Consider the following 24,226-nt stretch of genomic DNA (forward strand, 5'->3'; position numbering starts at 1 on the left):
TTACTCCTCCTTTTCTAGAAATATATCTTTTATCCAACAATCTAAAGAATATCTTGCCAGTATTTTTTTTGAAATAATTGAAAGTGGTTTATCGAAAAAATTATTCTGAATTATTATATTTTCTCTTGGGATAATTTCGATATTATCACCATTATAAAAATCGTAGTTTATAATATCTTCATTGGTGGTAATTATTTTGCATTGCATAGCTATACTTTCAATTGTCCTCATAGTAAGACCAGTATTCTTTGGATGTTGCATGTCTAAAATAAATTTCGAATTTTTTAGAATGGTGAATATTTCTTCTGAATCAATTTTTTTATATTTGAAATCAGTAATTTTCTTATTTCTGAAACTAGATTTTGTAAACTTATAAAACCAAAATATAAACTTACTTTGTAAATATGGGTAATTAAAATATTTTAGATTGTAAATTTTTGAGTAGTCAATAAAATAATTTATTATTTTTTGTCTATCTGAATGAATAGTACCTATAAAAGACCAATCATAAGTGTGAGTTTGTGTTTCAATACCGTTTATGTCTAATATGTATTTGTCCAAATAAAATAACGGTCTAAAATATAGATTATCGTATTTGATTGAGTAAAAATCGTAATCTTTCCGGTCATATGTAAAAAACTTATCAAAATAGGGAATTATTCTTTCATAACGGCGTTTCTTATAAATTGAATCAGCACAATAAGCAATAAGCACTGCGTTAGGGAAATGCGCTCTTAACTTTTTCATTATTGAAGGTGTGATCATATCAGGGCCATATATGAATACGTAGTTATAAATATTAAATTTAAGTTTTTTTATTAATCGCGTGTAATATCTTTTTGTAATAGGAGTATACAAAATTGGAACGACTTTTAATAATGCTCTATTAAAAGCTGATTTTATAGGTCTTTCATCAAACATATCTACTTTTGCACCTAGTTCCTCCATTTTCATTTTCATCTTCACATCATACGAAAAAAACTTTACAGAAAAGAACAATATATTATTACCTTTCATACGAACCACCATCAAATCTGATTATTTTCAGAGTTAATATTCTCCTTTCTAATATTAAATAACATATAGAACTTATGAGCTAGATATACTCTACTATAATAATTTAATTGTTGTAAAATTCTAACTATCCATATATGTCGATTACTTACATTAATGCTAACTTGATCCGAAATAAGCTGATATTTATTTCCACCAGTGATAAACATCAGTAGTGGATTTTACAAAAAATCCATTTTTCATATAGAAATTAATAGCAAAAATATTAGATATTTGAGTTCCAACATGTATAAATGCTATATTACTATCAATGGCAAATCTTTTTAAATAGTCTATTAGATTACTCCCTATTTTTTGATTATGATATCCAGATTTTACAGAAATCAATTCAATCGTTATAGAATCATCAATAACATGATAAAGAATAAAACCAAGCACTTCATTCTTTTTTCTAATAATTAAGAATTTTTTATTTTCAATATTAAATGAATTTTTTATCCAATCTATGTAAATATTAGATTTCATTCTGTTTTTCAATCTAATATCCATTATGAATCTTGAATCACTAAAATTAATAAAGTCATTCAATTCAATATTCAGCTCTGATTCTATTGCATAAGTGAAATCAGAATAGTCGTCGACTCGAAATTGCACAGAATTTTTAAGATTTAAAACAAATGAAATGTTAGTATCATACATAATTGCTGAGGTTTCTTCACCAATAAACCTTGAATTTAATCTATTTTTAGTGTTGTTTTTTATATATAATAAATCAGCACTATTCCAAATCGATTTTATCTCATTTATACTTACAGCATTCAAATCTTGCTTTAGTTGAAGTTCATATGTTTCTAGTCCTAAATTACGACTGTCCCAATCTAATCTTTTATATGTGAAATACTCATTATCAATTATCATCTGAGTCACCATTTTCAACATATACATTGTTCCTTTTTATAATAACCAAAATAGTTTTAAAAATAATTTTTAAATCTAACAGTAAACTAAGTTGATCCACATAATATATGTCATGTACAATTCTTTTCTTCCAAGGAATCGCATTTCTATAATATGCTTGATTTAATCCAGTAATTCCTGGTCTTACTTCAAGTTTTCTTATTTCATTGCCTTCATATAGTCGTAAGTGTTCAGGTAAATCAGGTCTTGGTCCAACAAAACTCATATTACCCTTCAAAACATTTAGAATTTGTGGAATCTCATCAATACTTGTTTTCCTTATAAATTTACCGATTTTTGTTAATCTTAAATCGCTTTCTGAATTAAATGTGGAACCATCTTCGTTTCTAATATCAGGAGCATTCATTCTCATACTGCGAAATTTATACATTTTAAATATCTTACCATTCTTTCCTAAACGCGGTGCATTATAAAATATAGAGCCTTTATCACTTAAGTATACTAAAGGGGCAATTATAAGCAGCAAAATCAAAAAGAAAGGTATAACTAATAGAGAAATTAAAATGTCAAAAAACCTTTTAAAGAATTTTTTATACAAGTTATTCTACCTCCCGATCAAGAATTTGATTAACACATTGTGAAACGTACACAACGTCCTCATTAGATAATAATGTATATAAGGGTAGAGTTATTTCATTCGAATATTTATTATAGGCATTCGGATAATCTTCAATGTGAAAACCCAAATTTTTATAAGCTGTGAACATAGGTAATGGTTTATAGTGAACGTTTGTAGATATACCTTTTTCTGCCAATTCTATAATGACCTTATTTCTTTGTTCTACCGATAGTCCAATTAAATTACACAGTAGTAAGTGTCCAGAACTTCTAAAATTGCTGTCATAATGTTTGATGACTTGAATTTTATTACGATCCAAAACTTTCTCATATAACTTTATGAGTTCAAATCTACGTTCCAATAATCCATCATATCGCTTTAGTTGGACCAGACCAACACCAGCTAAAATGTCAGTCATGTTATTTTTAAAAGCTGGGTAAAGAATATCATACTCCCATGCCCCTTTTTGCATTTTAGAAAATGCGTCTTTAGATTGTCCATGTAAACTATAAAGCATAAATTCTTTGTAGAGTTCATCATCAGTCATACCAAATAAATGTTGCCAAACAACAGCACCACCTTCAGCTGTAGTAAGGTTTTTGACTGCATGAAAAGAAAAGCATGTTATATCCGCAAATAACCCTGATTTCTTACCATTTTTTGTTGCACCAAATGAATGAGCAGCATCTGAAAGAACAATGACTCTCCCAACAACTTCTTGTCTTTTATTGCTAGGTTTGAAAAGATGCTTTTTATTTTCAATAGCTTTATAAATTCTATCATAATCACAAATAACACCTGCAATATCTACCGGTATTATCGCTTTAGTTTTTTTTGTAATTGCTTTTTCTAATTGATCATAATCCATTTCAAAGGAGTCAGCTGCAGTGTCTACTAATACTATTTTTGCTCCAACATGATGTATGACTGAGGCTGAAGCAGTATAGGTATAAGCAGATGTAATGACTTCATCACCAGGTCCAATCCCTAAAATATGAAGAGATAATTCCATTGCTGCAGTTGCCGAGTTTAAACAAACTGCTTTATTAACACCAATATATTCAGCAATTTTTTTTTCAAACTCTTTAGTTTTTGGTCCAGTAGTTATCCAACCTGAACGTAATGCATCAACAACTTCATTAATTTCTTCTTCTGTTATATCAGGAGGAGAAAAAGGTATATTTCTTAGTTCATTCATATTTAAGTGACCTCTCATTTTATAATTGAAAAAAATTTAGCACTTTATTTATATCGTAATTCTGATTAAGCAAGTTAGTCATAATTTGATTTTTATTTGTGTAACTTGCTATTAATACACCATCGTGTTTGATATTACCAATTGAATCTAGTGATACTATTGGAGTAGTTAACAGTGTTTGTCCCTGTTTGTTGTAATCATCATCTATAACACCAACTACTTCTATTAGTATATCTTTATCAGTTAATATAGACTGTAGTAGTATTTCTGAAACTTCTCCAGCACCATAAAGTAATATTTTTTTAAATCCTTTGCCGCTAATATGATTGATAAATATTTCAATATTTTCTTTCGCTGATTTATATATTTTTAACGAATTGCTTAAGTAGGAAATATTTAACACTTTTCTTCTTTCAGAACCCTTTTTAGTGACAAAATACTCTACATTCTTTGTAGAGTGTTTTTTTCTTTTGACTAACCCTCTTTTTTCAAATTCATTGATGTAATCATTTGTCATAGAAACAGAGATACCAATACTTTTACTCATTTCTCTTTGAGTGATATTAGAATTTTTTTCAATCATATCTAATATCATATACTCTTTGTACAAAACTGTCGGTTTAAAGAAATTGTTATCATTCAAGATTAACACCATCCTTTGTTCGATAATTGAATAATTCCATTTTATATGATTGCATTATAAATTACAAGGGCAAATAACATTTTTTGTTATAAAAACGAACATTTATTTCAAATCACTTTCTTAGATTTTCAAAAAAGTGGTTCCGAGTAAATTGTCCGTCCCGCTACACGGTACCCTAGAAGACTGCACTGCTATGATTTTCTAGGACACATAGGTACCTACCTAGATATAAAAATAGCGACATGCAACTTTCCTTTGTTGCTATTATTTTATCATTATTTAGTGTTTAAGTAAATCCATTAATCATTCTATATTCAACTGGTGTTATGTAATCAAGACGATATGCTAATCGATGATTATTAAAGTAATGAACATATAATTCTATAGCTGTATGTATATCTGAGAAATCATGAAGTTTCATGTATTGTTTTAAGTCCCCTTTAATCCAACCTATTAGTGATTCAATTACTGGATTATCTGTAGGTGTTCCTGCACGTGACATAGAACGAGTAATCGGATAGTCTTTATGTGCTTTTTCGAACTTAACTGAAGAATAAACTCTTCCTTGATCACTATGTAAGATAGTATGTTCTTCACCGTATCCTCGTTCCTCTTTGATACGCAAGAATTTATACAAACTTCTTAAGTGATTCATCACGCCATTTCCGTGATGATAGTTTGCTAAATCATATCCAACTATCTCATTGTTGAATACATCAATATGCAAGTTTAAATCGTATTTCTTTCCATCATGTTTAAGCATTGTTGTGTCACTACACACTTTCTCAAATGGTCTTGTAGTACTCCAATCACCATTGATTATATTAGGAAACTTATCCGATACTCCTTTTGGTCTTCTAAATGCTTTTCTACGCGCTCTAGAGTAAATTCCCATTTCTCTAAATGCTTGATATGCTGAATAGAATGATACAATCCATCCAGTTTCATTAAGTATCATTTTCCTAATTGCTCTATATCCGCATTCTGGATGGATTGAATGATAATTCTTAACTAACATTTTTAGTGTTTCCTTTGTTTCTTGTCGCTCTGTTTTATTCTCTTTTCTTCTTAGCCATCTATAATATCCGCTTCTTGTGATTCCCATGTATTCACATAGATCTTTTATGTAATACTTGATTCTAAATTTATGAACTAAAGTATACTCATAATTCAAGATCTGTTTTTTTTTACATATTTTGCTTCTTCACTTGAATACCCTCTTTTTAGTCTTTCAATTTCAACTTTAAGCATTAAGATTTCATGCTTTAGTGATTCTACTGATTCGGGTTCTTGATTGGATGGTATTTGATCTTTTATTTTACGTTTACTTACTAGTCCACTAATACCTTCTGCTTGATACTTACGTACCCACTCTCTTTGTGTTTTCCTAGCTACACTATATGTTCGTTCTATTTGATGTTTCGATATATTTTCATTCAATATCATCTTTACTATTTTAAGTTTAAAGTCTAAACTGTACTGATTTACCACATTATCAACTCCTTCGTGTTATTATACTACATTATTCTTAGAAAGGGAGGGGGAATGTGTCCCACTTTTTCGTGGCAGTGCAACTTTTGATCACCACCATTTGTTTTTGAATGGTGGTTGCTTTTAAGCCTTCATCTCTCATTGAATCTCGATATTTGATCACATCAGATCTTTTAGCATATTTGATGTTATGTCTTTTAAGATAATCAATATATCGATTAATGAGTAATTCATAATCTTTAACACTTTTTCTTTTTAAATCTAGGTCTTCTAAATAAGCATCTTTTGCTTCTTCTAATGGATGATATTTAATCATAATCTTTTAACACGCCCTTTTCTTTTTGATATAAACATTCTTGATGATAAAACTCACCAATATCCATTTGATATGCTTTAGCAATCTTAACCATTAAGATAAATGATGCTTTATCGCCTTGATGTCCATTTTCAATATTTAATAAATAGTTATAACTAACCCCAATATCATAAGCGATATCTTCTAATGTTTTATGTAATGCTTTTCTACGCATTTTTAAATAAGATCTTTTCATAGTTTTATAAAGCTGGCGCGCACGCGCTTTTATCTAAATTTATCAATTTATCTTTTTTTCTTTCTCCTTTTTCTTTTTCTTTGTCTTTAATAGTTAAAGACCTACTCATACTGCTAAATTCTTGATTTCATGAAATGCAAAAAAGTCGATTGTTCATCAACTAGTTAATTAAAGATTAGAATGTTTACGCCATCTCAAACCTATCGTCACTTATATAAAGACATAAGCAAACACATTTATTGAACACGGTATGTAAGATGTACTTCATAGACAAGACCTTATAGCTTTTGGTGAAGAACAAGGACGGTAGAAGACATCATATAGTATGTTTGTTAAACGGATAAGTAAAGGGTGAAAACTTCTGCTTTACTAACTAGCCATAAACGTTTGGCCTACTACTATTCTAACAAGCAAAAAATCATTTAAGATAATTACTTAATAATAAAGAAATTTCATAAATGATCCTAGATTTGTTTATGAACTAATAGCATTATTTTTGTAAACATATGTTAAAAACATCAAAAATGTGGTATCAATTTTCCTACTGAGGACATGATATGACTAAGGATGCCTATTGGTTTAACCGCTTTTTCCAATTTATTCAATTTTATAGATAATTTCTAGCTATTTTTAGAAACTGTAAACCCCTTGATCAAAAACATAAAATATTTTCTAAGTAAAATCGATTGCTTATGATACAATATGTTTTGATAATTTAAGAAAATAAGAGGAACTTCACCATGCCCTACAAAGAAAAAAAGTATTATGCGATTGGAAAATACGAAAGAGAATTAAATAGATTAACTGTACCTCAAGTCATTGAAGAACTTAAGTTTCATAAAATCTATATTAACAAACAAACACTTTATAATTACGAAAACGGAACCAGTGACATGCCTATGTCTGTACTGATTGCTTTAGCTGAGATATATCATTGCACGCTTGCTGAATTGTTACAAGTATATATTCCAACAAGTAAAAAAGAAAAAAGTGAATATTATGAGTTAAATGGCTATAATGAACTACTCAATGTATACCCTATAGATCGTTTAGAAGATACATTTGATCTTAAAAAGAATATCTTTCATTCTAAATATATTATGACTCATGTGATTCTATATGTAGATGATGTTGATACAGGACTTCCTAAGTTTACAAGAATCATCTACAGGAAAACAGGCGGCTTTAAATTTAATTTAACCACTGAATATAATTATTATTTCATTTCTATACCCGATATTGTTGATGGCATAGTTACGACAAGAAAACATTTCACAAAAGCTAAAGTTATAGAAAACAGTGTTACGCCAAGAATTGTTCAATACTTCTATAAGGGACAAGTTGCTCACATAGCTGAAAAATACTTTAAAGAGATGGTTGAAGGCATTGTTGTTAAAGTGATCTATGATCGTCAGATGAAAAAAACAGAAGGTGCATTTTTTTATTAAAATACCAACAACTGTTGGTTGTGATAACCAAATAACCGTTATATACTGATAGCGGTGAAGACAAAGAAAGTGGACAAGACCTATCCCTAGTGGATGGATATTGTTCACTTTCTTTTTTTATACTGCTTTTGACCCATTAGTATAGCCAAAAAGACTTGCTATAAAGAAAGTAACTAGGTAATATGCTCACTAATAAAAAGAAATAGGAGGTCTTCACCATGAGACAAATTGTAGAAATTATTGAACCAAAACCTAAGTTTAAAGACTTTATCACGAATCAAGTGATTAGAAAGAAAAAAGTAGCTGCTTACGCTAGAGTATCTACTGATGAAACAGATCAGCTTCACAGTTATCAAGCACAAATTGAAGAGTTTACACAAAGAATTAATAAAAATGATGAATGGGAGTTTGCAGGGATGTACTGTGATGAAGGCATCACAGGAACGATGATGAGCAAACGCCCAGGATTCTTAAGTATGATTCAAGCAGCTGAAGATGGACATATTGATTTAATCTTAACAAAGTCCATTTCAAGATTTTCAAGAAATACCATTGATATTCTTACAGTCATACAAACCCTAAGAAATATCAATGTTGAAATTTTTTTTGAGAAAGAAAATTTATCTTCTCTTGATCCAAAGATAGACTTTATTCTAACAGTCATGTCATCCATGGCTCAAGAAGAATCAAGATCGATTAGTGAAAACACCAAGTGGGGTATTCAAAAACGATTTGAGCAAGGTAAGCTCATCATGAATACCAATCGTTTCTTGGGCTATGACAAAGATAGAGAAGGCACCTTGATCATTAACGAGGAACAAGCTAAAACCGTTAAATACATCTTTCATAAATATTTAAATGGGATGAGTATTACAAGTCTTGCTAGACATTTAACGGATGAAAAAATTAAAAATGGACTCGGTCGTGTGAACTGGTATTCAGATACCGTTAAAGAAATCTTAATGAATGAAAAATATGCAGGCGATTTAATGCTTCAAAAAACTGTAACTATTGATTATCTAACGCATCAAGCAGTCATCAATGATGGTCATGCGACAAAATATTATATTAAAAATGCACATGAACCCATCATTGACCGTGAAACCTTTGATATCGTTCAAACCATGATACATGCAAGAGATGTGATTCTATCTGAAGATTCAAAAGAAAGATTTAAGCATCTTGCACATAAACCCATGAAAGGATTGGTTTACTGTTCTAGATGCCATCGTATCTATAATTCAAAGATGCATAACTCAGGCACAACATTTAAAAAGAGTATGCTTAAATGTCATACCTCTAGAAATAATCCTCATAACTTTGATAATCCATCCATACATGAACCATTGATAGAACGTGCAACACTTCATGTCATTGAAAGACTCACACAAACCAAAGATATGCAAAAATCAATAATGGATTATATGAAAGAAACATTAGAACAAACCAATTCACACGAACCATTAAAAGCACTCAAACACGAATATGTTGAAATTGGTAATCAAATCAAAGCACTTTCTAAAAATCAACTTCACAGTAATATGACAGATTTAGAATATAAAAAAGAATTTAAGCGATTAGAGCAGAATCTAAAAGACACAGAGCTTAACATAGAGAACCTAACCAATCAAATCAAGAAAGAGCATCTCATGCGTAGACGCTATTATGCATTAGAATCATTTATACAAACGAATTTTCAAGATTTAAGCATCATTAAAAGCTTCTTTGGTTTAGTGCTTATGATGGGTAAACATCATGTAAGATACGTCATTGATGATACATTCTCAACCATAGATGATCTGCATTTACAAATTGATACTATAAAGAAAACACCTTCTGTTTTAGAAGGCACATATTTTGATTACATAACAAAAGAAAATATATACTACGAGGTAACCATTCATGAAGGAAATTAAAGTTATAGAAAAAAACAGTGTTAAATATGCACAAACAAGATTGAAACGCGTTGCAGCTTATGCACGCGTTTCAACCAAACTAGAAATGCAACAATCATCCATTGATTTACAAATTAAACATTATGCCAAAGAAATTATTTTTAATCCTGATTATGTCTTTGCAGGTATTTATGCAGATCATGGCAAATCAGGAAGATCGATGGAGAAAAGAGATGGCTTGCAAAAGTTACTGAAAAAAATTAGAGCTGGACATATTGATCTAGTATTAGTTAAATCTTTGTCTAGGTTTGCTAGAAATACGGTTGATTCGCTTAAAATCATCCAAGAAACTAGAAGATTAGGTGTCGAGTTCTACTTTGAAAAGGAAGGTATCTATAGTTCAGATACAACCGTTGATATGATTTTATCCATGATGTCTGGTATGGCTGAACAAGAATCACAATCCATGGGACAAAATATCAGTTGGGGATTTCAAAAACGTGCACAAAAAGGACAGGTTGTACTTCATAAGCTTCTTGGCTATGAAATCACTGAAGACAAACAATATAAGCCAATTCCCAAAATTGTGCCTATTATTCAAACGATATATAAAATGAAACTTGATGGATCGGAAATGTCAGAACTTATAGCTTACGCACAGTCACAAGACTTAAAATCAACTAAAGGACATCCAGTTGCTAATTATCAACAGATTAATAGTATCTTAAGAGATATTAGATATACTGGTACCATTGAATATGGTAAAACGTATATGAAACATGATGGAAAAGGAAAAAGAACGATTGTTAATGATGGTGATAAACCAAAATATGTGATAAGAAATCATCATGAAGCTATCATTGATCAGGACACTTTCCAAAAAGTACAGTCATTAATGATTAGTGAAAAAAGAACTTATGACAAAAACACAAATATACCAAATGTATTAAGTGATTTTGTCTTTGACTTAGATAGCTATAAAACATATGATAGACCACTTGATAAGGATATAGATATAATCGATAATATGTTTGATCCTAATTACTTAAATAACCCCCATTTTCCCAAAGGTATGAGCAAAACACTTATCCATATCCTCAAACGAAGTTTAAACGCCTTAGGACGCAAATTTAGCGACTTAGAGCCAAAGTTTGACAAACGTGTTCAGCAATTATTATCTATTGATAAAATAGATGAACAATTAAATGACTTAGGTTATATCATTAAAACGTATAAAGATAAATATTATACATTAAAAAGAAAAGATCATAGAGATGCGGCTGAACTTTCGATGCTTAAAGATCTAGAAGATGAGATTATCAAGTTCAGTATTGATTACATTAATATTGAAGATGAAAAGATTAAACATGATCATGCATTAAAACATGCAAAAAATCTTAAACAAAGGATTCAGTCATTTGAATATCCTTTAGAGTCATTAACCCCTAATATGCTTCTAAGTTTCGTTAACCAGCTTGTTAAGGTTGATGAGCAAAATTATGTGTTGGTGATTAATGCAACTGGTGATATCGTATCACCTTATAAAATTAAAAAAGCAATGACAGAAAAGCCATTGCTTGAAGGTGATTGTAAAATGCATCGTTCTAAATTGTTTAATTGGAAGATAATACTAATCTAGATCTTCCACATGGTCAAATAAACTCTTAATTACTTTTTCTTTTATCTTTTCAAATCTTCTATCTAAGAATTCTATGTATGAAATCTTAAAAACATCATTAGATGACTGATGTTCAATCCAATCAAAATCACTTTTAGTTGTAAATGTGTATTTATTTTCAATTTCAGTTATATTTAATTTTCCTAAGTAATTAATGTCATCATAAATCAGTTTGTCTTGTTTAGCGCGATTATTGTATTCTGGCAAAAGACAAAGATTTCCTATAGAACTTATTGGCAGACCTAAACCAGGTCTGTCTTTTAATAGTGTCTTCATAAGCTTCTTAGTACAAAGATGCTCGATATCATATTTCGAACTATCAAGATGTTGTTGAGCAGTAAACTCTTGGGCATAAATGATATTTAATATCACTTTATCAGCATCAGATGGCGCAGCAACTTTATCTCTTTCATTTCTGTTGTCTTTTGTTTTTTCATACCATAACTCAAACTCTTTTGTAAATGAAGCTATATTGTAATTTTTTATATAGTGGTCGTGTTGAGATAGCAATATATCATTTAATCGTTTATCTCCAGTACCTTTCCAAACCTCATTAAGTATATCGCTAACATAATAAGCTATTAGATTAGATTTTATTAATTTTCTATCTTCTTTCCAAGATATTTTTTTATGATTTATCAAATAAGTCGGATTTATCAATATGTTGTTATCGTCTAATTCGTATTCAACATATCTTATCTTATATGCTTGAGCAATAATTGAAACTATTTGTAACTCAGCGTGAGGAGGTGAAAAATTTTTCGTTCTTTTGTTTCCTTTAAAAGCGTAAAGCGGATTTAAAATAGGCTGTATGAACTCAATTGAATTAAGAATTTGATTTAAAAACTGATTGATATCATTATCTAAACCAACTTTTTTAATATTCTCATTCAAGTATGGCATTTCACTAGCTTTTCTCATCAAGCAAGCATTTATCAGATTAAATCCTAAACTGCTAATATCGTTAGGTTTAGTATCATTTCCAAAAATGTCTGAGTATCTGATATATAAATATTTACCAAAAGCATATCCCAGTTCAAAAACATTAAGTTTTGCATCCCGTTTAAATACTGTTGAATCATAATTATCTACTTTCAGTTTACCCTTGCCACCTAATTTGTCATATCTATCTGCAACAATTGATACCAACTCTTGCAATCTAGTATCAGAAATTTTAATTTTATAGTTTGTCCAAGAAGCTGCATAAATCTGATATCTATTAAGTTTAGTGCCTTCTCTATTAATACGTTCAAATATAGTAGGGAGATTTGATGAATCACCTTTATAAACTAATGCTGGAATTTTTGTATCTGATAATGATTTACATAATTTTTGAAATTTCTTCATCATAGGTTGCAGTAATTCAGCAACTTTTTTTTCTTTTCCAATGAGAAATCCAAAATTCTTAGCGAGTTCATCAGCTAAATCTCTAAACTGCATACCTTGCATTGATTCCATATTTTCGTGGTTCTTTTTAATCCATTTTGTAATCTCATCATACATCTTTGATTTAATTATTTCGATAGAATTATTTATACCACCAATTTTTATTATTTCTTTTACAGCTGATTCGTCTATGTCATCATTATTAAAGTAATCTGCAGGTTTAGTAATAAAATCGTAAACTGTTATACTACGTTGAAGACCATCAATTAACTGAGTGTGGTTCTTTTCATCCTCATAAATTAATATACTTCCGAAAGGAAATCCCTTTTTAATAGAATCAATAAGTAGTCTACTTTGTTCTGGTTTCCAGACAACTCCTCTTTGAAAAGAAGGTATTGTAACTTTACCTTGTTTTACGTCATTAATCAAATCAACAGCATCGATCTCTGTTTGCTCCCAAAAATCTTTCACATGATCACCCCGAATTTCTTTAGTTTAATTAGATCATGATTTTTATAATTTGTCAAATTGCCAAGAATGGAATTACTTTTATTGATGAAAATATTCCTAAGTTTTCACTATATTTCTTTGATAATTTGTTTTTTGAGTCATTTAGTATTATAATTATTTATAAATTAACCATTTTGGGAGGGTAATATGATTTTAGATAATCTAGTAATAACTAGAATGATTATTCATGAAGTTTTCCAGATACCTGACAATGGAGTGAAAAAGTCTCCTGTACTTTCTAATCAACTTGTACCTTTAAACGAAAAAATTCAAAAAGAACTATCTACAAGAATTGTCGATGTTATAAGAAAAGCTATAGAGATTAAAAAAGATGATGAAATTGAAGGTTCTTATAACCATATATTGGAAATAAAAGATTTAGATGATAATCAATTTATAGAAAAATCTAAAATCATCGTGTCATTATTAGCTGATGCTCAAAATACAAGAATAATTAAGGACAGTGCTATATTTGTAATGTCTGGTGAAGTTGGTTTCGAAAATCAAAAATTTTCTTGTCTAATCAAAGCTGAGTTTGACAATAGTTTTCAACCAGTTACAGAAAATGATTCGAATGAGATCATTGGTTTAGAAGCTGTGGTTTCTTTCTTGGGGAAGGAGCAAAAATTATACAAACTTGTAGTTTTCACCCCTTCAAATAATGCATATAAATCTTATCTCTTTGATTCAAATTTATCATTCAGAAACACTGCAAGTGCTGCCAAGTATTTCTATAAAGACTTTTTAGGAAGCGAGTTTTCAAATCAAGGTGGAGTCGCAATTCAAAATTTCAATAACCTAACACAAATATTCATTGATAGTATGTTTGACGACTATATCGATAAAATTAGGTATTTAAGTATATTGTTAGGATATATAAGAGGGACTAATAATACTTTAAGCATACATGATTTTTCTATTCAAGCATTTGACAATCCAGAGACTAGCCAAGAATATATCAACTTCATGCTAGAAAATGACTTTTTCGAGGAATCTGTCCCAAAAGACTCTGAGATAGCATCTAAAATACAAATTAAACCAAAACTTAAATTTAATAGTGGTATTTCAATTTCAGGAAACATAAATGACATTAGTAGTAATTTAATTAGCATTAGCAAAGACGATTGTATTACTACTCTTAAAATAAGAGGAGATATCGAGGTATTGAAATGATAGAATTAGAACTGAGAGAAAAATATAATTCCCGTCAAAAATTACTTGAACTATGGGGCAACCATATTAAAGATTACGTTATTAGAAAACTAAAAGATTTTGGTTTAGGAACTGATACTTTTTTAAAGGTTACTCCAATTGTAAGAGTTAAAAGTATTGAAAGTTTTATAGATAAAGCATTATATAGACCAGGAAAAAATTACAAAAAACCTTTAGATGATATAACTGATCAAGTTGGAACTAGATTTGTGGTTTTACTCGAAAGTGACATAGATATAGTTTTTAATATTCTAGATAAGTCAGATCATTTTAGGGTTGAAGTCGATAGAGATTATGTAATGGATCAAATAAATTATCCCTCATTATTTGATTATGCTTCTAAACATGTACTAATTAGACCTTTGACAGCCTATAAAATAGATTCTTTTACAATTACACCAGATATTACATGCGAAGTCCAAATTCGAACGCTATTACAACATGCTTATGCTGAACTAACCCACGACTTACTTTATAAACCAAGATATTGTAGACCTGAAAGTAATCTTTATAGAGATGTTAACCGATGTATGGCTTTATTAGAAGCTACTGATAGAACCTTTTTAGACACAAACAACAAGATTCAAGAAAATAATAAAATGTTCAAAAACATACTAGAAAAAACACGCAATATAGCAAATGAGTTAAATTTAAACTACGTTGAAAATGATAAACTTAATATCTCAATTCTTTCAACAATTAAAACAATAGCAATGAATAAGTATGAAACCTATTTTAAAATGTATGAATCTGATAGTACATTAAAAAAAATGATTAGCTCTTTTTACAGTAAGAACAAAGACAACTATTTCTTGAACCAACCCATTATTATTTTCATTTTACTTAGCATTCAAACAAATGAAAACACATATAAAAAAATTTGGGATTATGATCCGGATTATTTGAATCAAATTTTGACTTATAGAGGTCTAACAACATTTTAAGAATATAGGATAGTTTAAAAATTTGGCTATCCTTTTTTTATCACCCATGCTGTATAAACCGAACGATAACTACAATCCCATGTGTCAAATATGACTCCATCAATACACGCTGCTATATGCCCAGCCATTTTAAGAATATATGTTCCTTTAGGATGTAGTTTTGTAAAATTACTACCTTTAATTCTTGGTTCACCTTTAACTGGTTTAAATATCAGTCTAGGATAACCTTTTAAGTATTCATATAAGAATTGTGTATCTTTATAACTTGAGAAGCCTAGTTCTTTTTTCATTCGGTTAAGTTCTCTTTTAACTTCTAGGTAATCAGAGTTAGTTGCTGTTGTAATTGCTCTTACCACACAATCAGTTGTCTTGATACCTTTAGGATGTGCATTAAATTCTTTAAACATTGTCCTGCCACCCTTCATTAAACCAATTAACTAACTCCTTGATTGAATCCGTATTGTAAAGTGGTGTATCAAAATTGTTTTTCTTACCATAAATTGTATATCGCTTTTCTTCTCTAAAACAGTTGATTTGAATGGTAAATAGTGTATCACCAGATTCTATATCAGCAATTCTAAAGTCATCATATAAAGATCCGGCAAGTGGACAGTTATTTTTGAACCATACATACATTGTTTCAAGATTAACTTTTCCACCGTCTTTAAATTGTTTAACAATGTTGCCCATGCGCTTTGTTTTGTTTACAAGACTTTCATCTTTACAAAACCAATCATACCAACCAGCTTTAATTTGTGTTTGTAAATCTTTTGAGTCGAATTCACCTTTGTTAAATGATTCGATCCATGTTCTTAAACTTTGTTCTTTACTCATAAGTCTATAATCTCCTTATAATTTTTTGGTTACTATATATATCACTCTAAAGGATAATAATAGCAACCCAAGAAACTCACTAAAGTGTACTATTCATATGATTAATTACAAAAAGTAAAGAAAAGACTGCTCTAAGCAATGGGACAAGGTCAAAACATCGTATTCATTATCATTTATCGTATATTCCAACAAATAATGACAGCTAACCGTAATTAAGAGATTATAACCGTTTTTATATACACAAGTTCTCACTCATTCCTTTCAAACCACATAAGACTCAAAATCTTGAATGAGTATATGATATATAAGTAAATTTTTCACTTTAATTTTTTCAACTATGGCTCTATTTAGCTCATAAGTATATATCATGTTTAAAAATATGCATGGAATTGAAACCTATGGATTAAAAACATTAAAAAAGACAAGTTTTTCACTCATCTTAATAGTTTTTACAAATATTGATGTAATAGATGTCAAGCGCTGCATAAGGATGACATAGTAATCGACAGTTCACTGTCCAAGGTCAAGGTGCCGACGCATAATTCACCGCAAAAGTCAAGTAAATAATGACTTTTTTTCTCTTTATTAAGACGTTTAGTCACTACGATTTTCATAACAAAATACATTGGTTTCATAACAACAACATAACAAAGCACAGTTCTCTAAATCACATTGTTCATGCATGTTTTTGTAAATCACTGGTTTTCAACGTGTCAAGACGATATATCATTTTACGTTTTCAGTATAAAGGGTATTTTATAAAATCTATTATTTTGGTATCATATTATGACAAGGACGTGATCAACGTGAATATAACAAGTGAAGTGAAAGAAATAATCCTGCAGCTGCCAAAGAATCAGCTATTCAATTCAAGAGAAATTTACGAAAGATATTTTATAGATTTTTGTATGGAATCGACTTATTCTAAAATTATAAACCGCATGCAGAAAGATGAACTAATTATTATGTTTCAAAAAGGTATCTTTTATCTCCCTAGATATCGAAATGGAAAACGCGTTAATATTAGACAATATCAAATCAAATCATTTATCTTCTCTAACAATAACGATGGCACTCTAGTAGGTGATGGATTATATTATCGGTTAAAGTTATCTAAGGTTATTGCTAAAGAGTATCTATATTATACAAATCGAATAGACGAGCTATCAAAGAAAATCGGTAACGCAAGATTCTTATTCTTGCCTTTTGATTTTGATCCTACTACAACTTCTATTATTCAGCTCATGGATGTTCTATGTGGATTTCATAAAATAGCAAACATTGATCTAGACCAGTTTCATCAATTTTTAGATTCATCTGTTAAACTTTATGAAGACATAGCATTTTATGAGATCCATAAAATTATGAAGTATCCAAAACATGTAATTGCATTCTTAAAAACCGTACTCGATCATTTTGGTATTGATAATGTTCTTGAGAGGTATTTATCTACAAGAAGTATCTATAAGATTCCTGATTGGAAATAAGCGATTTTAAAAAATTGAGTCCATATAATTACTATCATCATTACACTAAAAAAATCGGAAACTTAAAAAGTGACCGATTTTTATTACGCTTGTATATATTTTGATTCTTCTTATATTTTTTTATATTAGTTTTCGTTACATATGAGTTAATTTATATAAGACCAGTTCAATTACAACCGTGTACTTTTTGAGATGCTTTTCCTAATGTGATGATAATATTTATCACAAATGTGTATATAGATTAAAAACTAACATACCTATTTTAATTACATATGTATACTCTTGTTGTTATTTTTTCTATTGTGATGAGAATATTTGTCACAAATGTGTAGGTTCCTATTAATTTAAAATGTCATCAAATTATAGACCCAACACCTGAAAAAAAATAATTTAGGCATAATTAGTCGTTTTCATAATAATGTATATAGAAAGGGTATATAACATACAGTTCTCACAATGACAGTCCTTACTAAAGGGTCAAAGGCCCTAATCATTAATTTTAAAAACTTAGTAAAAATTCTTGAAAAAACCATTATAAATCATTGTAAACCATTAAGAAATAGAGTGAATCTTTGACATCTTAACAAAGCCATTTCATAGCCACATACATGCCTTTCATCAGGATAGACAGTTGTAAAAGATGGGGTAGTGTGAGTATTATACTAATGCCTATACCCTTATACTTTAAGCTCATTATATCTAATACATAAAAAACTTAAGTTGATTACGGATATATTTTTTTATCCTTATTAAAAAAACAAATTTTTATAAAATTCGTTTTATCTAATTATATTTAATTTTGTAGTACATTTCTAATTTTTTTGTAGTTCCAATGCAATATATAAGCTAATCAAATCTTTTAATTGTCTTGGATTATATCCAGTCATCGTGAAAATTTTATTTAATCGATACTGGACAGTATTTTTATGAATATATAAAGCTTCACTGACTGCATTAATTGATCCGTTATGAGCAATATAGTTTTGAATAATTTCACTAATTTCTGATATTTCTTCTTCACTTAGATGTTCGAGCACTCTCTTTGAAAATTCTTTATTTGATTGTGATGCAAGTGATTGAAACAAGAATTCTAAGCTTGATCCATCAAATTGTTTGATCAGTCCACTATCTTTATGTGAATCAATCTCAACAACCATATCTGCTTGTTTGTAAGCTTGATAAAAACCATTAAGTCCATTTATTTTTTCTGAAATCCCAACCGTCATTTTCACTCTGTATTTTTGCTCAACATAGTTCTTAATCTCCAAGAACTTATTTTTTAATGATTCGTAATCTTGAATTTCAGAAAGCAACATAAATTTAGATTCACTTCTGCCTAAGATTGCATCAATATGAATTCTTTTTTCAATTGAATTATAAATCATATTACTTAATTCAATATTTTGCATATCGAAGTTGCTAAGCTCAGCAATTAAAAAATATGCATATTTGCTGGCATCAAGTCCTAATTCGTCCATTTTGATCTTAAATATTTCTGGATTAAATTTACCTTTTGTCACTAATTCCATAATGACTCTATTATTTTCTCTTTTAAATTGTTTTTGCACATTTAAAAAATTTTCTTTTATTAAAATCTCACTCATTTTCACAATAACATTAGAAAACTGAATAATCGCTCCTGCTTCTCCAGTAATCCCAACGATTGCAATCAAGTTTTGATCATAAAAAACCGGAAGATTAATGCCTTTTTTTGCACCTAAATAATCATAATCACTACTGATAATCAAGGGTTGTTTAGTTTGTGCCACTTTAACTGCACCTTCGTGAAAATCTCCAACTCTAGATTCATCAGAGCTAGAAATAATTGTTCCACTTGGACTTATAAAATTGATATCTTCATTAATAACACTTTTTAAGTTTTTTATGATTTCATCTGCTTGACGTTTACTTATTTCCATAATCGATACACCTCATCATTATTGTATCATAAAAAAAGACCCAGAGGTCTTTTAATATCTTTATCAAATGATTCTTCGTTCGGTTTTCTTATCAAAAAACTGAACAATATCTCCAAATCCGATGTTGATCTTTTCCCCAACTTTCATATCAAGGATTTCAGATTGAATCTTAATATCTTCACCATTTACATCAGCTGAAATAATAATATGTGAACCTTGTGGTTCAATTATTGCTGCTTTTGTTTCAAATAAAGCATCTTTTTTATTAATTGTGATTTTCTCTGGTCTAACACTTAAGATGATGCTTTGATCCAAGTACTCTTTTTCAAGTGTCTTTGTTACTTTACGATCTAAATAGTACTTAAATGATGGATGCTCTAAATACAGCCCTTTATCGTCTTTTTTAACAACAACTTCAAAGAAGTTCGCTGGAGGTGATCCAATAAACTTCGCAATAAACATCGTTGCACTTTCATGATAAATCTCATTCGGTGTACCAATTTGTTCAATCACACCATGATTCATGACAACAATACGATCAGCTAAGCTAAGTGCCTCTGATTGATCATGTGTAACAAATATGGATGTAGATTTTAATTCTTGATGGATACGTTTTAAATCTGTTCTCATCGCAACTCTTAATTTAGCATCTAAATTAGATAGTGGTTCATCCATTAAGAACAATTTAGGTTTAACTGCAATAGCTCTAGCAACTGCAACCCTTTGTCTTTGCCCCCCTGAAAGTTGTGAAGGATAACGATCCAAATATTGAGAAATATCAGCTATTTTTGCAACTTCTTGAACGATTTCATCGATTTCTTCTTTAGATTTCTTCTTTAATTTTAAAGCATATGCAACATTATCGTAAACACTCATGTGTGGCCATACTGCATAGCTTTGAAAAATCATAGAAATATTTCTATCTTTAGGTTCAAGTTGAATGATTGATTTACCTTCTAAAACGATATCCCCTTCGGTAACAGATTCTAAGCCGGCAATCATTCTCAAGGTTGTTGTTTTACCACAACCCGATGGGCCTAAGAAAGCGATGAATTCACCTTGTTCTATATCTAAGTTAAATTCCTTTACAGCAACAACTTTCTTATTATACACTTTTTTAACTTTATCAAATTTTAAATATGACATATATACCTTCCTTTCTAGCCCCAAATCTTATTAATATAATTTTTAAGTAAAAACGTAAATGCTAATGCAGGTAAAATTAATATAATTGCCCCACTAGCCGCATAGTGAATCGATGATGATCCACCGATAGATTTATAAATTAAAAGGGCAAGCGTTTCATTTTCATCAGTCAATAATAACGATACCGCAGTATCATTCCATGCTGTAATAAATGCATACATCGAAGATGCAGCGAACGCTGGTAAAACTAAAGGCAATGTAATCTTTCTAAATGTTTGATTCTTAGTTGCTCCAAAAACCAAACTTGCTTCTTCTAGCTCTTTATTAACACTCATAAAAATTGATCTGGTAATCCATGCTGTAAGACCAATATTTGGAATGGCATAAATAATAGCCAAACCTAACATCGTATCAAACATACCATAACGAATAAGTAATACAGCCATTGGAACACTAATAGAAACTACAGGAAACATTCTAACAATGAGAGAGCCTAATGAAATTGCATCTTTACCTTTAATTGGAGTTCTAGCAAGTGCATAACCGATGGCCCCACCAAAACTCATTGAAATGATGATGGTATAAAGTGCAGCTTTAATACTATTGATAAGTGCACTATCTGCACCTGGAAAAACACTGAAGAACTTTTGAAAATTATTAAAAATTGATTTCCGATAAACAACTTCTATCACTGTACCATCATTTCTGGTTTCAATAAAATCAGCTTCTAACTCTTCTGGATCGACTCTTAAATTTAAATAATCTCTAAAATAATCGCTGATACGTTCAAAATTACTTGATGCATACAAATCTACGATAGTCCCACTTGCATTTTCTCTACTGACTAAGTAATACTCTTCTTCCTCATCCCAATCTACAATAAGTTCTTCTCTAAATGAAGGAAGCATACTTTTTGGAAACTCACTTAGTTCAACAGAATTACTAAAAGAAATGGTCACTAAATAGCTAAGAGGAATTAAAACAACTAACATAATACCTACAATAAACATATAAAATAACGTCGATTTAACAATGCTCGTGTTCATGTTTGATTCCTCCAATCTTTACCTTTAGTAAGTTTGATAAAACCAAATGCAACGATAAACACAAGTGCTAATGTAAACACACTATAAGCAACAGCTAATTGATAGCTAAATTCACCTGTTCTTACTTTGTCTGAATAAAAGACGATTCTTTCTAGCAAGAAAGGTATGCGTTCAAATCCAAAGATCATAACACTAATGAGCCATACTTGAACACCAGCAATTAATCTTAGTAAAAGTGCTGTAATTAAAGATGGCTTAATAATTGGAATAACGATATCTTTTAAAGCCTGAAATTTAGTTGCACCAAAGACTTGTGCAGCTTCCTTAAATTCTTTATTAAAGTTTTGAAGACCCGCTAATATGATAATCATCACAGAAGGCATAACTGTCCATGTATCAATCAATATGATTAGAAATACTGCTTGCATCCCAGAAACATCTTTCCAGATGATTCTACCGTCAATAACACTTAATCCTTCAAGTAATGATTGAAGTCCAAAAACTTCAAATAATGAGTTAATCCATCCTACTTGAATCAGTCCAGTATTCCATAAAATACCAACAGCTGATTGAGGTAGTGCCATAGGAATTAACATCACAAATAAAAATAGTTTAGAACCCTTGAAATTCCTATTAACTAATAGTGCAACACCAAGTGCAATAAAAAATTGCAAAATCAGTGATATCACTGCAAATACTAATGTATTCGTTAAGGCTTCCAAAAAGAGCGGATCATCAAACATCATTCTATAGTTATCTAATGAGAAACCGCCATATTTAGCAGTAAAACTTTGGATTAACGATAGCATGACAGGGAAAAACCAAAACATTAAATAAAACAATAAAGCCGGTAATAAAAGCATATATGGAGATTTAAAAATATTCTTTTTCGGCTTTAAATCCATCTGTTCTACCATTTTCTCACCTCTTTTTCTTTCATCTTACATTTTTTTTAAAAAAAATACAAGAAGGAATATCCTTCTTGTACTTTTATGGAGAAGGCTATAATTAAGCTAATAAGTCTTCCAATTCATCTTGTTGATCATCTAAAGTAGCTTCAATATTTGCATTAGTTATTGTACCATTCATAATGCCAGTAAATACTGTATCATAAACGCCTTTAACTTCTGACCATGAAGTATATGATGAAATCATTTGTAGTCCTTCAACATTTGCATTAGCAACTGTTTGTAAACCTTGTCTAATCACTTCGTCTTCAGGATCATTTCCTAATGCTTCTGATGCTTCTTCAATTGTTGGAATTGTACCTAAAGCTGCATGTACGATTTGTTCAGGAGCTGTAAACCATTTGATAAATTCTTCAGCTAATTCTTGGTTTGGTGCATTATTAACGATACCAATACCGTGTCCACCAATAATTGAACCAGCTTTACCTGATGTACCTTGTGGCCCTGGGAAAATTTCAAATGCTGCAGGAGATTGACTTACTGCTGTTGCAAGTGGAGCCATTAATTCAAACGCTAGTTTAACACCACTTTCCGCATTAACCATATGTTCATTAGAAACATTGCTTGTTAAGCTTTCTGGAGCAATACTACCATCTTCATATAAAGCAATAATATCTTGCCATGCTTTTAAGTTACCAGTATCGTTTAAAACTGGGAATGCACCACCATTTGATAATGCCATACCGCCAACTTCATATAATAACATTGAAGTTGCTTGACCTTTAATATGAACACTATGGTCACCAATTTCATCTGCCCAAGCAATAAAGTCTGCCCATGTATAATCACCAGCTAATATTTCATCTTTAGTTAATCCAGTAGGTAGTGTATCAAATGCTTCTTTTCTAGCATATGATAAATATACATCTGAATTAATAGGGAAGAAATAACGATTGCCATCACTATTTGTTGATCCATTAAATGTTTGTAGGAATGTTCTATCATCCATTTCATCTTCTAGATCGTCAACTTCTTGCATATATCCTTCTGAGATATAGTCAGACATTGTACCGTAGTGAGAAATCAAAAGATCTACTGTATAATTTTCTGCTTTTTGTTCTGTATCTATCTTGTTGAAAGTATCTTCAGCTTGTGCAAGTGTTTCAAAGCTGATCTTAACATTATGTTCTTCTTCGAACGCATCAAATATTTCAGTTCTGTAAGTTTCTTTCTCAATTACCTCACGACCAAAATCACTTAAAATCACTAATTCTACTTCTTCGTTATTACAACCAATTAATACTATTGATGCTGTAATAATCATTAAAAAAGCTAATATTTTTTTCATCTTTCTTCACTCCTCTTTTTATTTATGTTCA

The 24,226-nt window shown here is 29.9% G+C and carries 23 protein-coding genes; 6 read left to right on the forward strand and 17 right to left on the reverse strand.

The window, feature by feature from the left end; all coding sequences use genetic code 11:
* The 9 genes from BK011_02400 to BK011_02440 form a co-directional block, all read right to left on the reverse strand.
* Positions 1-1,029, reverse strand: coding sequence for a hypothetical protein (locus tag BK011_02400; protein AUD64584.1), 1,029 nt, complete (start codon positions 1,027-1,029; stop codon positions 1-3).
* 171 nt (positions 1,030-1,200) lie between these two features.
* Positions 1,201-1,932 (reverse strand): hypothetical protein, encoded by a 732-nt coding sequence (locus BK011_02405; GenBank protein AUD64585.1) that lies wholly within the window; start codon positions 1,930-1,932, stop codon positions 1,201-1,203.
* A complete protein-coding gene (locus tag BK011_02410) occupies positions 1,922-2,530 on the reverse strand; it encodes a UDP-phosphate galactose phosphotransferase (GenBank protein AUD64586.1) in 609 nt (202 codons plus the stop codon). Before BK011_02410 ends, BK011_02405 begins: the two co-directional genes overlap by 11 nt.
* Position 2,531: 1 nt before the next feature.
* Entirely contained in the window at positions 2,532-3,749 is a 1,218-nt protein-coding gene (locus tag BK011_02415; GenBank protein ID AUD64587.1) for a capsular biosynthesis protein, read from the reverse strand.
* 19 nt (positions 3,750-3,768) lie between these two features.
* Entirely contained in the window at positions 3,769-4,392 is a 624-nt protein-coding gene (locus BK011_02420; protein AUD64588.1) for a hypothetical protein, read from the reverse strand.
* Positions 4,393-4,678: 286 nt separating this feature from the next.
* A complete protein-coding gene (locus tag BK011_02425) occupies positions 4,679-5,497 on the reverse strand; it encodes a hypothetical protein (protein AUD64589.1) in 819 nt (272 codons plus the stop codon).
* Between the two features lie 65 nt (positions 5,498-5,562).
* Entirely contained in the window at positions 5,563-5,883 is a 321-nt protein-coding gene (locus BK011_02430; protein AUD64590.1) for a hypothetical protein, read from the reverse strand.
* Positions 5,884-5,920: 37 nt separating this feature from the next.
* The gene (locus BK011_02435) at positions 5,921-6,199 is read right to left on the reverse strand and encodes a hypothetical protein (GenBank protein AUD64591.1); all 279 of its coding nucleotides are present in this window, start codon (positions 6,197-6,199) and stop codon (positions 5,921-5,923) included.
* Positions 6,192-6,434: a hypothetical protein gene (locus BK011_02440; protein ID AUD64592.1), complete on the reverse strand. Its 243-nt coding sequence runs from the start codon at positions 6,432-6,434 to the stop codon at positions 6,192-6,194. Before BK011_02440 ends, BK011_02435 begins: the two co-directional genes overlap by 8 nt.
* A 740-nt stretch (positions 6,435-7,174) precedes the next feature.
* Here BK011_02440 and BK011_02445 point away from each other — a divergent pair.
* The 3 genes from BK011_02445 (at position 7,175) to BK011_02455 (ending at position 11,416) form a co-directional block, all read left to right on the forward strand.
* Positions 7,175-7,882, forward strand: a complete 708-nt coding sequence (locus BK011_02445) for a hypothetical protein (protein AUD64593.1) — start codon at positions 7,175-7,177, stop codon at positions 7,880-7,882.
* Between the two features lie 218 nt (positions 7,883-8,100).
* Positions 8,101-9,798: a hypothetical protein gene (locus tag BK011_02450; GenBank protein AUD64594.1), complete on the forward strand. Its 1,698-nt coding sequence runs from the start codon at positions 8,101-8,103 to the stop codon at positions 9,796-9,798.
* Positions 9,785-11,416 carry a hypothetical protein gene (locus BK011_02455; protein ID AUD64595.1) on the forward strand — a complete coding sequence of 544 codons (1,632 nt, stop codon included), beginning with the start codon at positions 9,785-9,787 and terminating at the stop codon, positions 11,414-11,416. The genes BK011_02450 and BK011_02455 overlap by 14 nt, the downstream gene beginning before the upstream one ends.
* Here BK011_02455 and BK011_02460 read toward each other — a convergent pair.
* Positions 11,408-13,312: a hypothetical protein gene (locus BK011_02460; protein AUD64596.1), complete on the reverse strand. Its 1,905-nt coding sequence runs from the start codon at positions 13,310-13,312 to the stop codon at positions 11,408-11,410. The two genes, BK011_02455 and BK011_02460, sit on opposite strands and share 9 nt — an antisense overlap.
* 186 nt (positions 13,313-13,498) lie before the next feature.
* On the opposite strand from BK011_02460, the gene BK011_02465 reads away from it, so the two are divergent.
* Both BK011_02465 and BK011_02470 read left to right on the forward strand, forming a co-directional pair.
* Positions 13,499-14,524, forward strand: a complete 1,026-nt coding sequence (locus tag BK011_02465; GenBank protein ID AUD64597.1) for a hypothetical protein — start codon at positions 13,499-13,501, stop codon at positions 14,522-14,524.
* Positions 14,521-15,507: a hypothetical protein gene (locus BK011_02470; GenBank protein AUD64598.1), complete on the forward strand. Its 987-nt coding sequence runs from the start codon at positions 14,521-14,523 to the stop codon at positions 15,505-15,507. The genes BK011_02465 and BK011_02470 overlap by 4 nt, the downstream gene beginning before the upstream one ends.
* Before the next feature lie 26 nt (positions 15,508-15,533).
* Here the strand turns inward: BK011_02470 and BK011_02475 are convergent, their stop codons facing one another.
* Positions 15,534-15,914, reverse strand: a complete 381-nt coding sequence (locus tag BK011_02475) for a hypothetical protein (protein AUD64599.1) — start codon at positions 15,912-15,914, stop codon at positions 15,534-15,536.
* Complete coding sequence (locus BK011_02480) at positions 15,907-16,341, reverse strand: hypothetical protein (protein AUD64600.1); 435 nt, start codon at positions 16,339-16,341, stop codon at positions 15,907-15,909. Before BK011_02480 ends, BK011_02475 begins: the two co-directional genes overlap by 8 nt.
* Before the next feature lie 908 nt (positions 16,342-17,249).
* Here BK011_02480 and BK011_02485 point away from each other — a divergent pair.
* Positions 17,250-17,828, forward strand: a complete 579-nt coding sequence (locus tag BK011_02485; protein ID AUD64601.1) for a hypothetical protein — start codon at positions 17,250-17,252, stop codon at positions 17,826-17,828.
* An 812-nt stretch (positions 17,829-18,640) separates the two neighbouring features.
* Here the strand turns inward: BK011_02485 and BK011_02490 are convergent.
* The 5 genes from BK011_02490 to BK011_02510 form a co-directional block, all read right to left on the reverse strand.
* Positions 18,641-19,747, reverse strand: a complete 1,107-nt coding sequence (locus BK011_02490) for a hypothetical protein (protein AUD64602.1) — start codon at positions 19,745-19,747, stop codon at positions 18,641-18,643.
* A gap of 63 nt (positions 19,748-19,810) precedes the next feature.
* A complete protein-coding gene (locus BK011_02495; GenBank protein ID AUD64603.1) occupies positions 19,811-20,893 on the reverse strand; it encodes a sugar ABC transporter ATP-binding protein in 1,083 nt (360 codons plus the stop codon).
* A 14-nt stretch (positions 20,894-20,907) separates the two neighbouring features.
* On the reverse strand, positions 20,908-21,939 hold the full coding sequence (locus tag BK011_02500) for a hypothetical protein (protein ID AUD64604.1): 1,032 nt from the start codon (positions 21,937-21,939) through the stop codon (positions 20,908-20,910).
* Entirely contained in the window at positions 21,936-22,844 is a 909-nt protein-coding gene (locus tag BK011_02505) for a hypothetical protein (GenBank protein ID AUD66122.1), read from the reverse strand. The genes BK011_02500 and BK011_02505 overlap by 4 nt, the downstream gene beginning before the upstream one ends.
* Before the next feature lie 103 nt (positions 22,845-22,947).
* A complete protein-coding gene (locus BK011_02510; protein AUD64605.1) occupies positions 22,948-24,195 on the reverse strand; it encodes a hypothetical protein in 1,248 nt (415 codons plus the stop codon).
* Positions 24,196-24,226 lie beyond the last annotated feature (31 nt).

It is taken from the genome of Tenericutes bacterium MZ-XQ (genome assembly GCA_002838205.1).
Classification (GTDB): Bacteria; Bacillota_I; Bacilli_A; order Acholeplasmatales; family Acholeplasmataceae; genus Mariniplasma.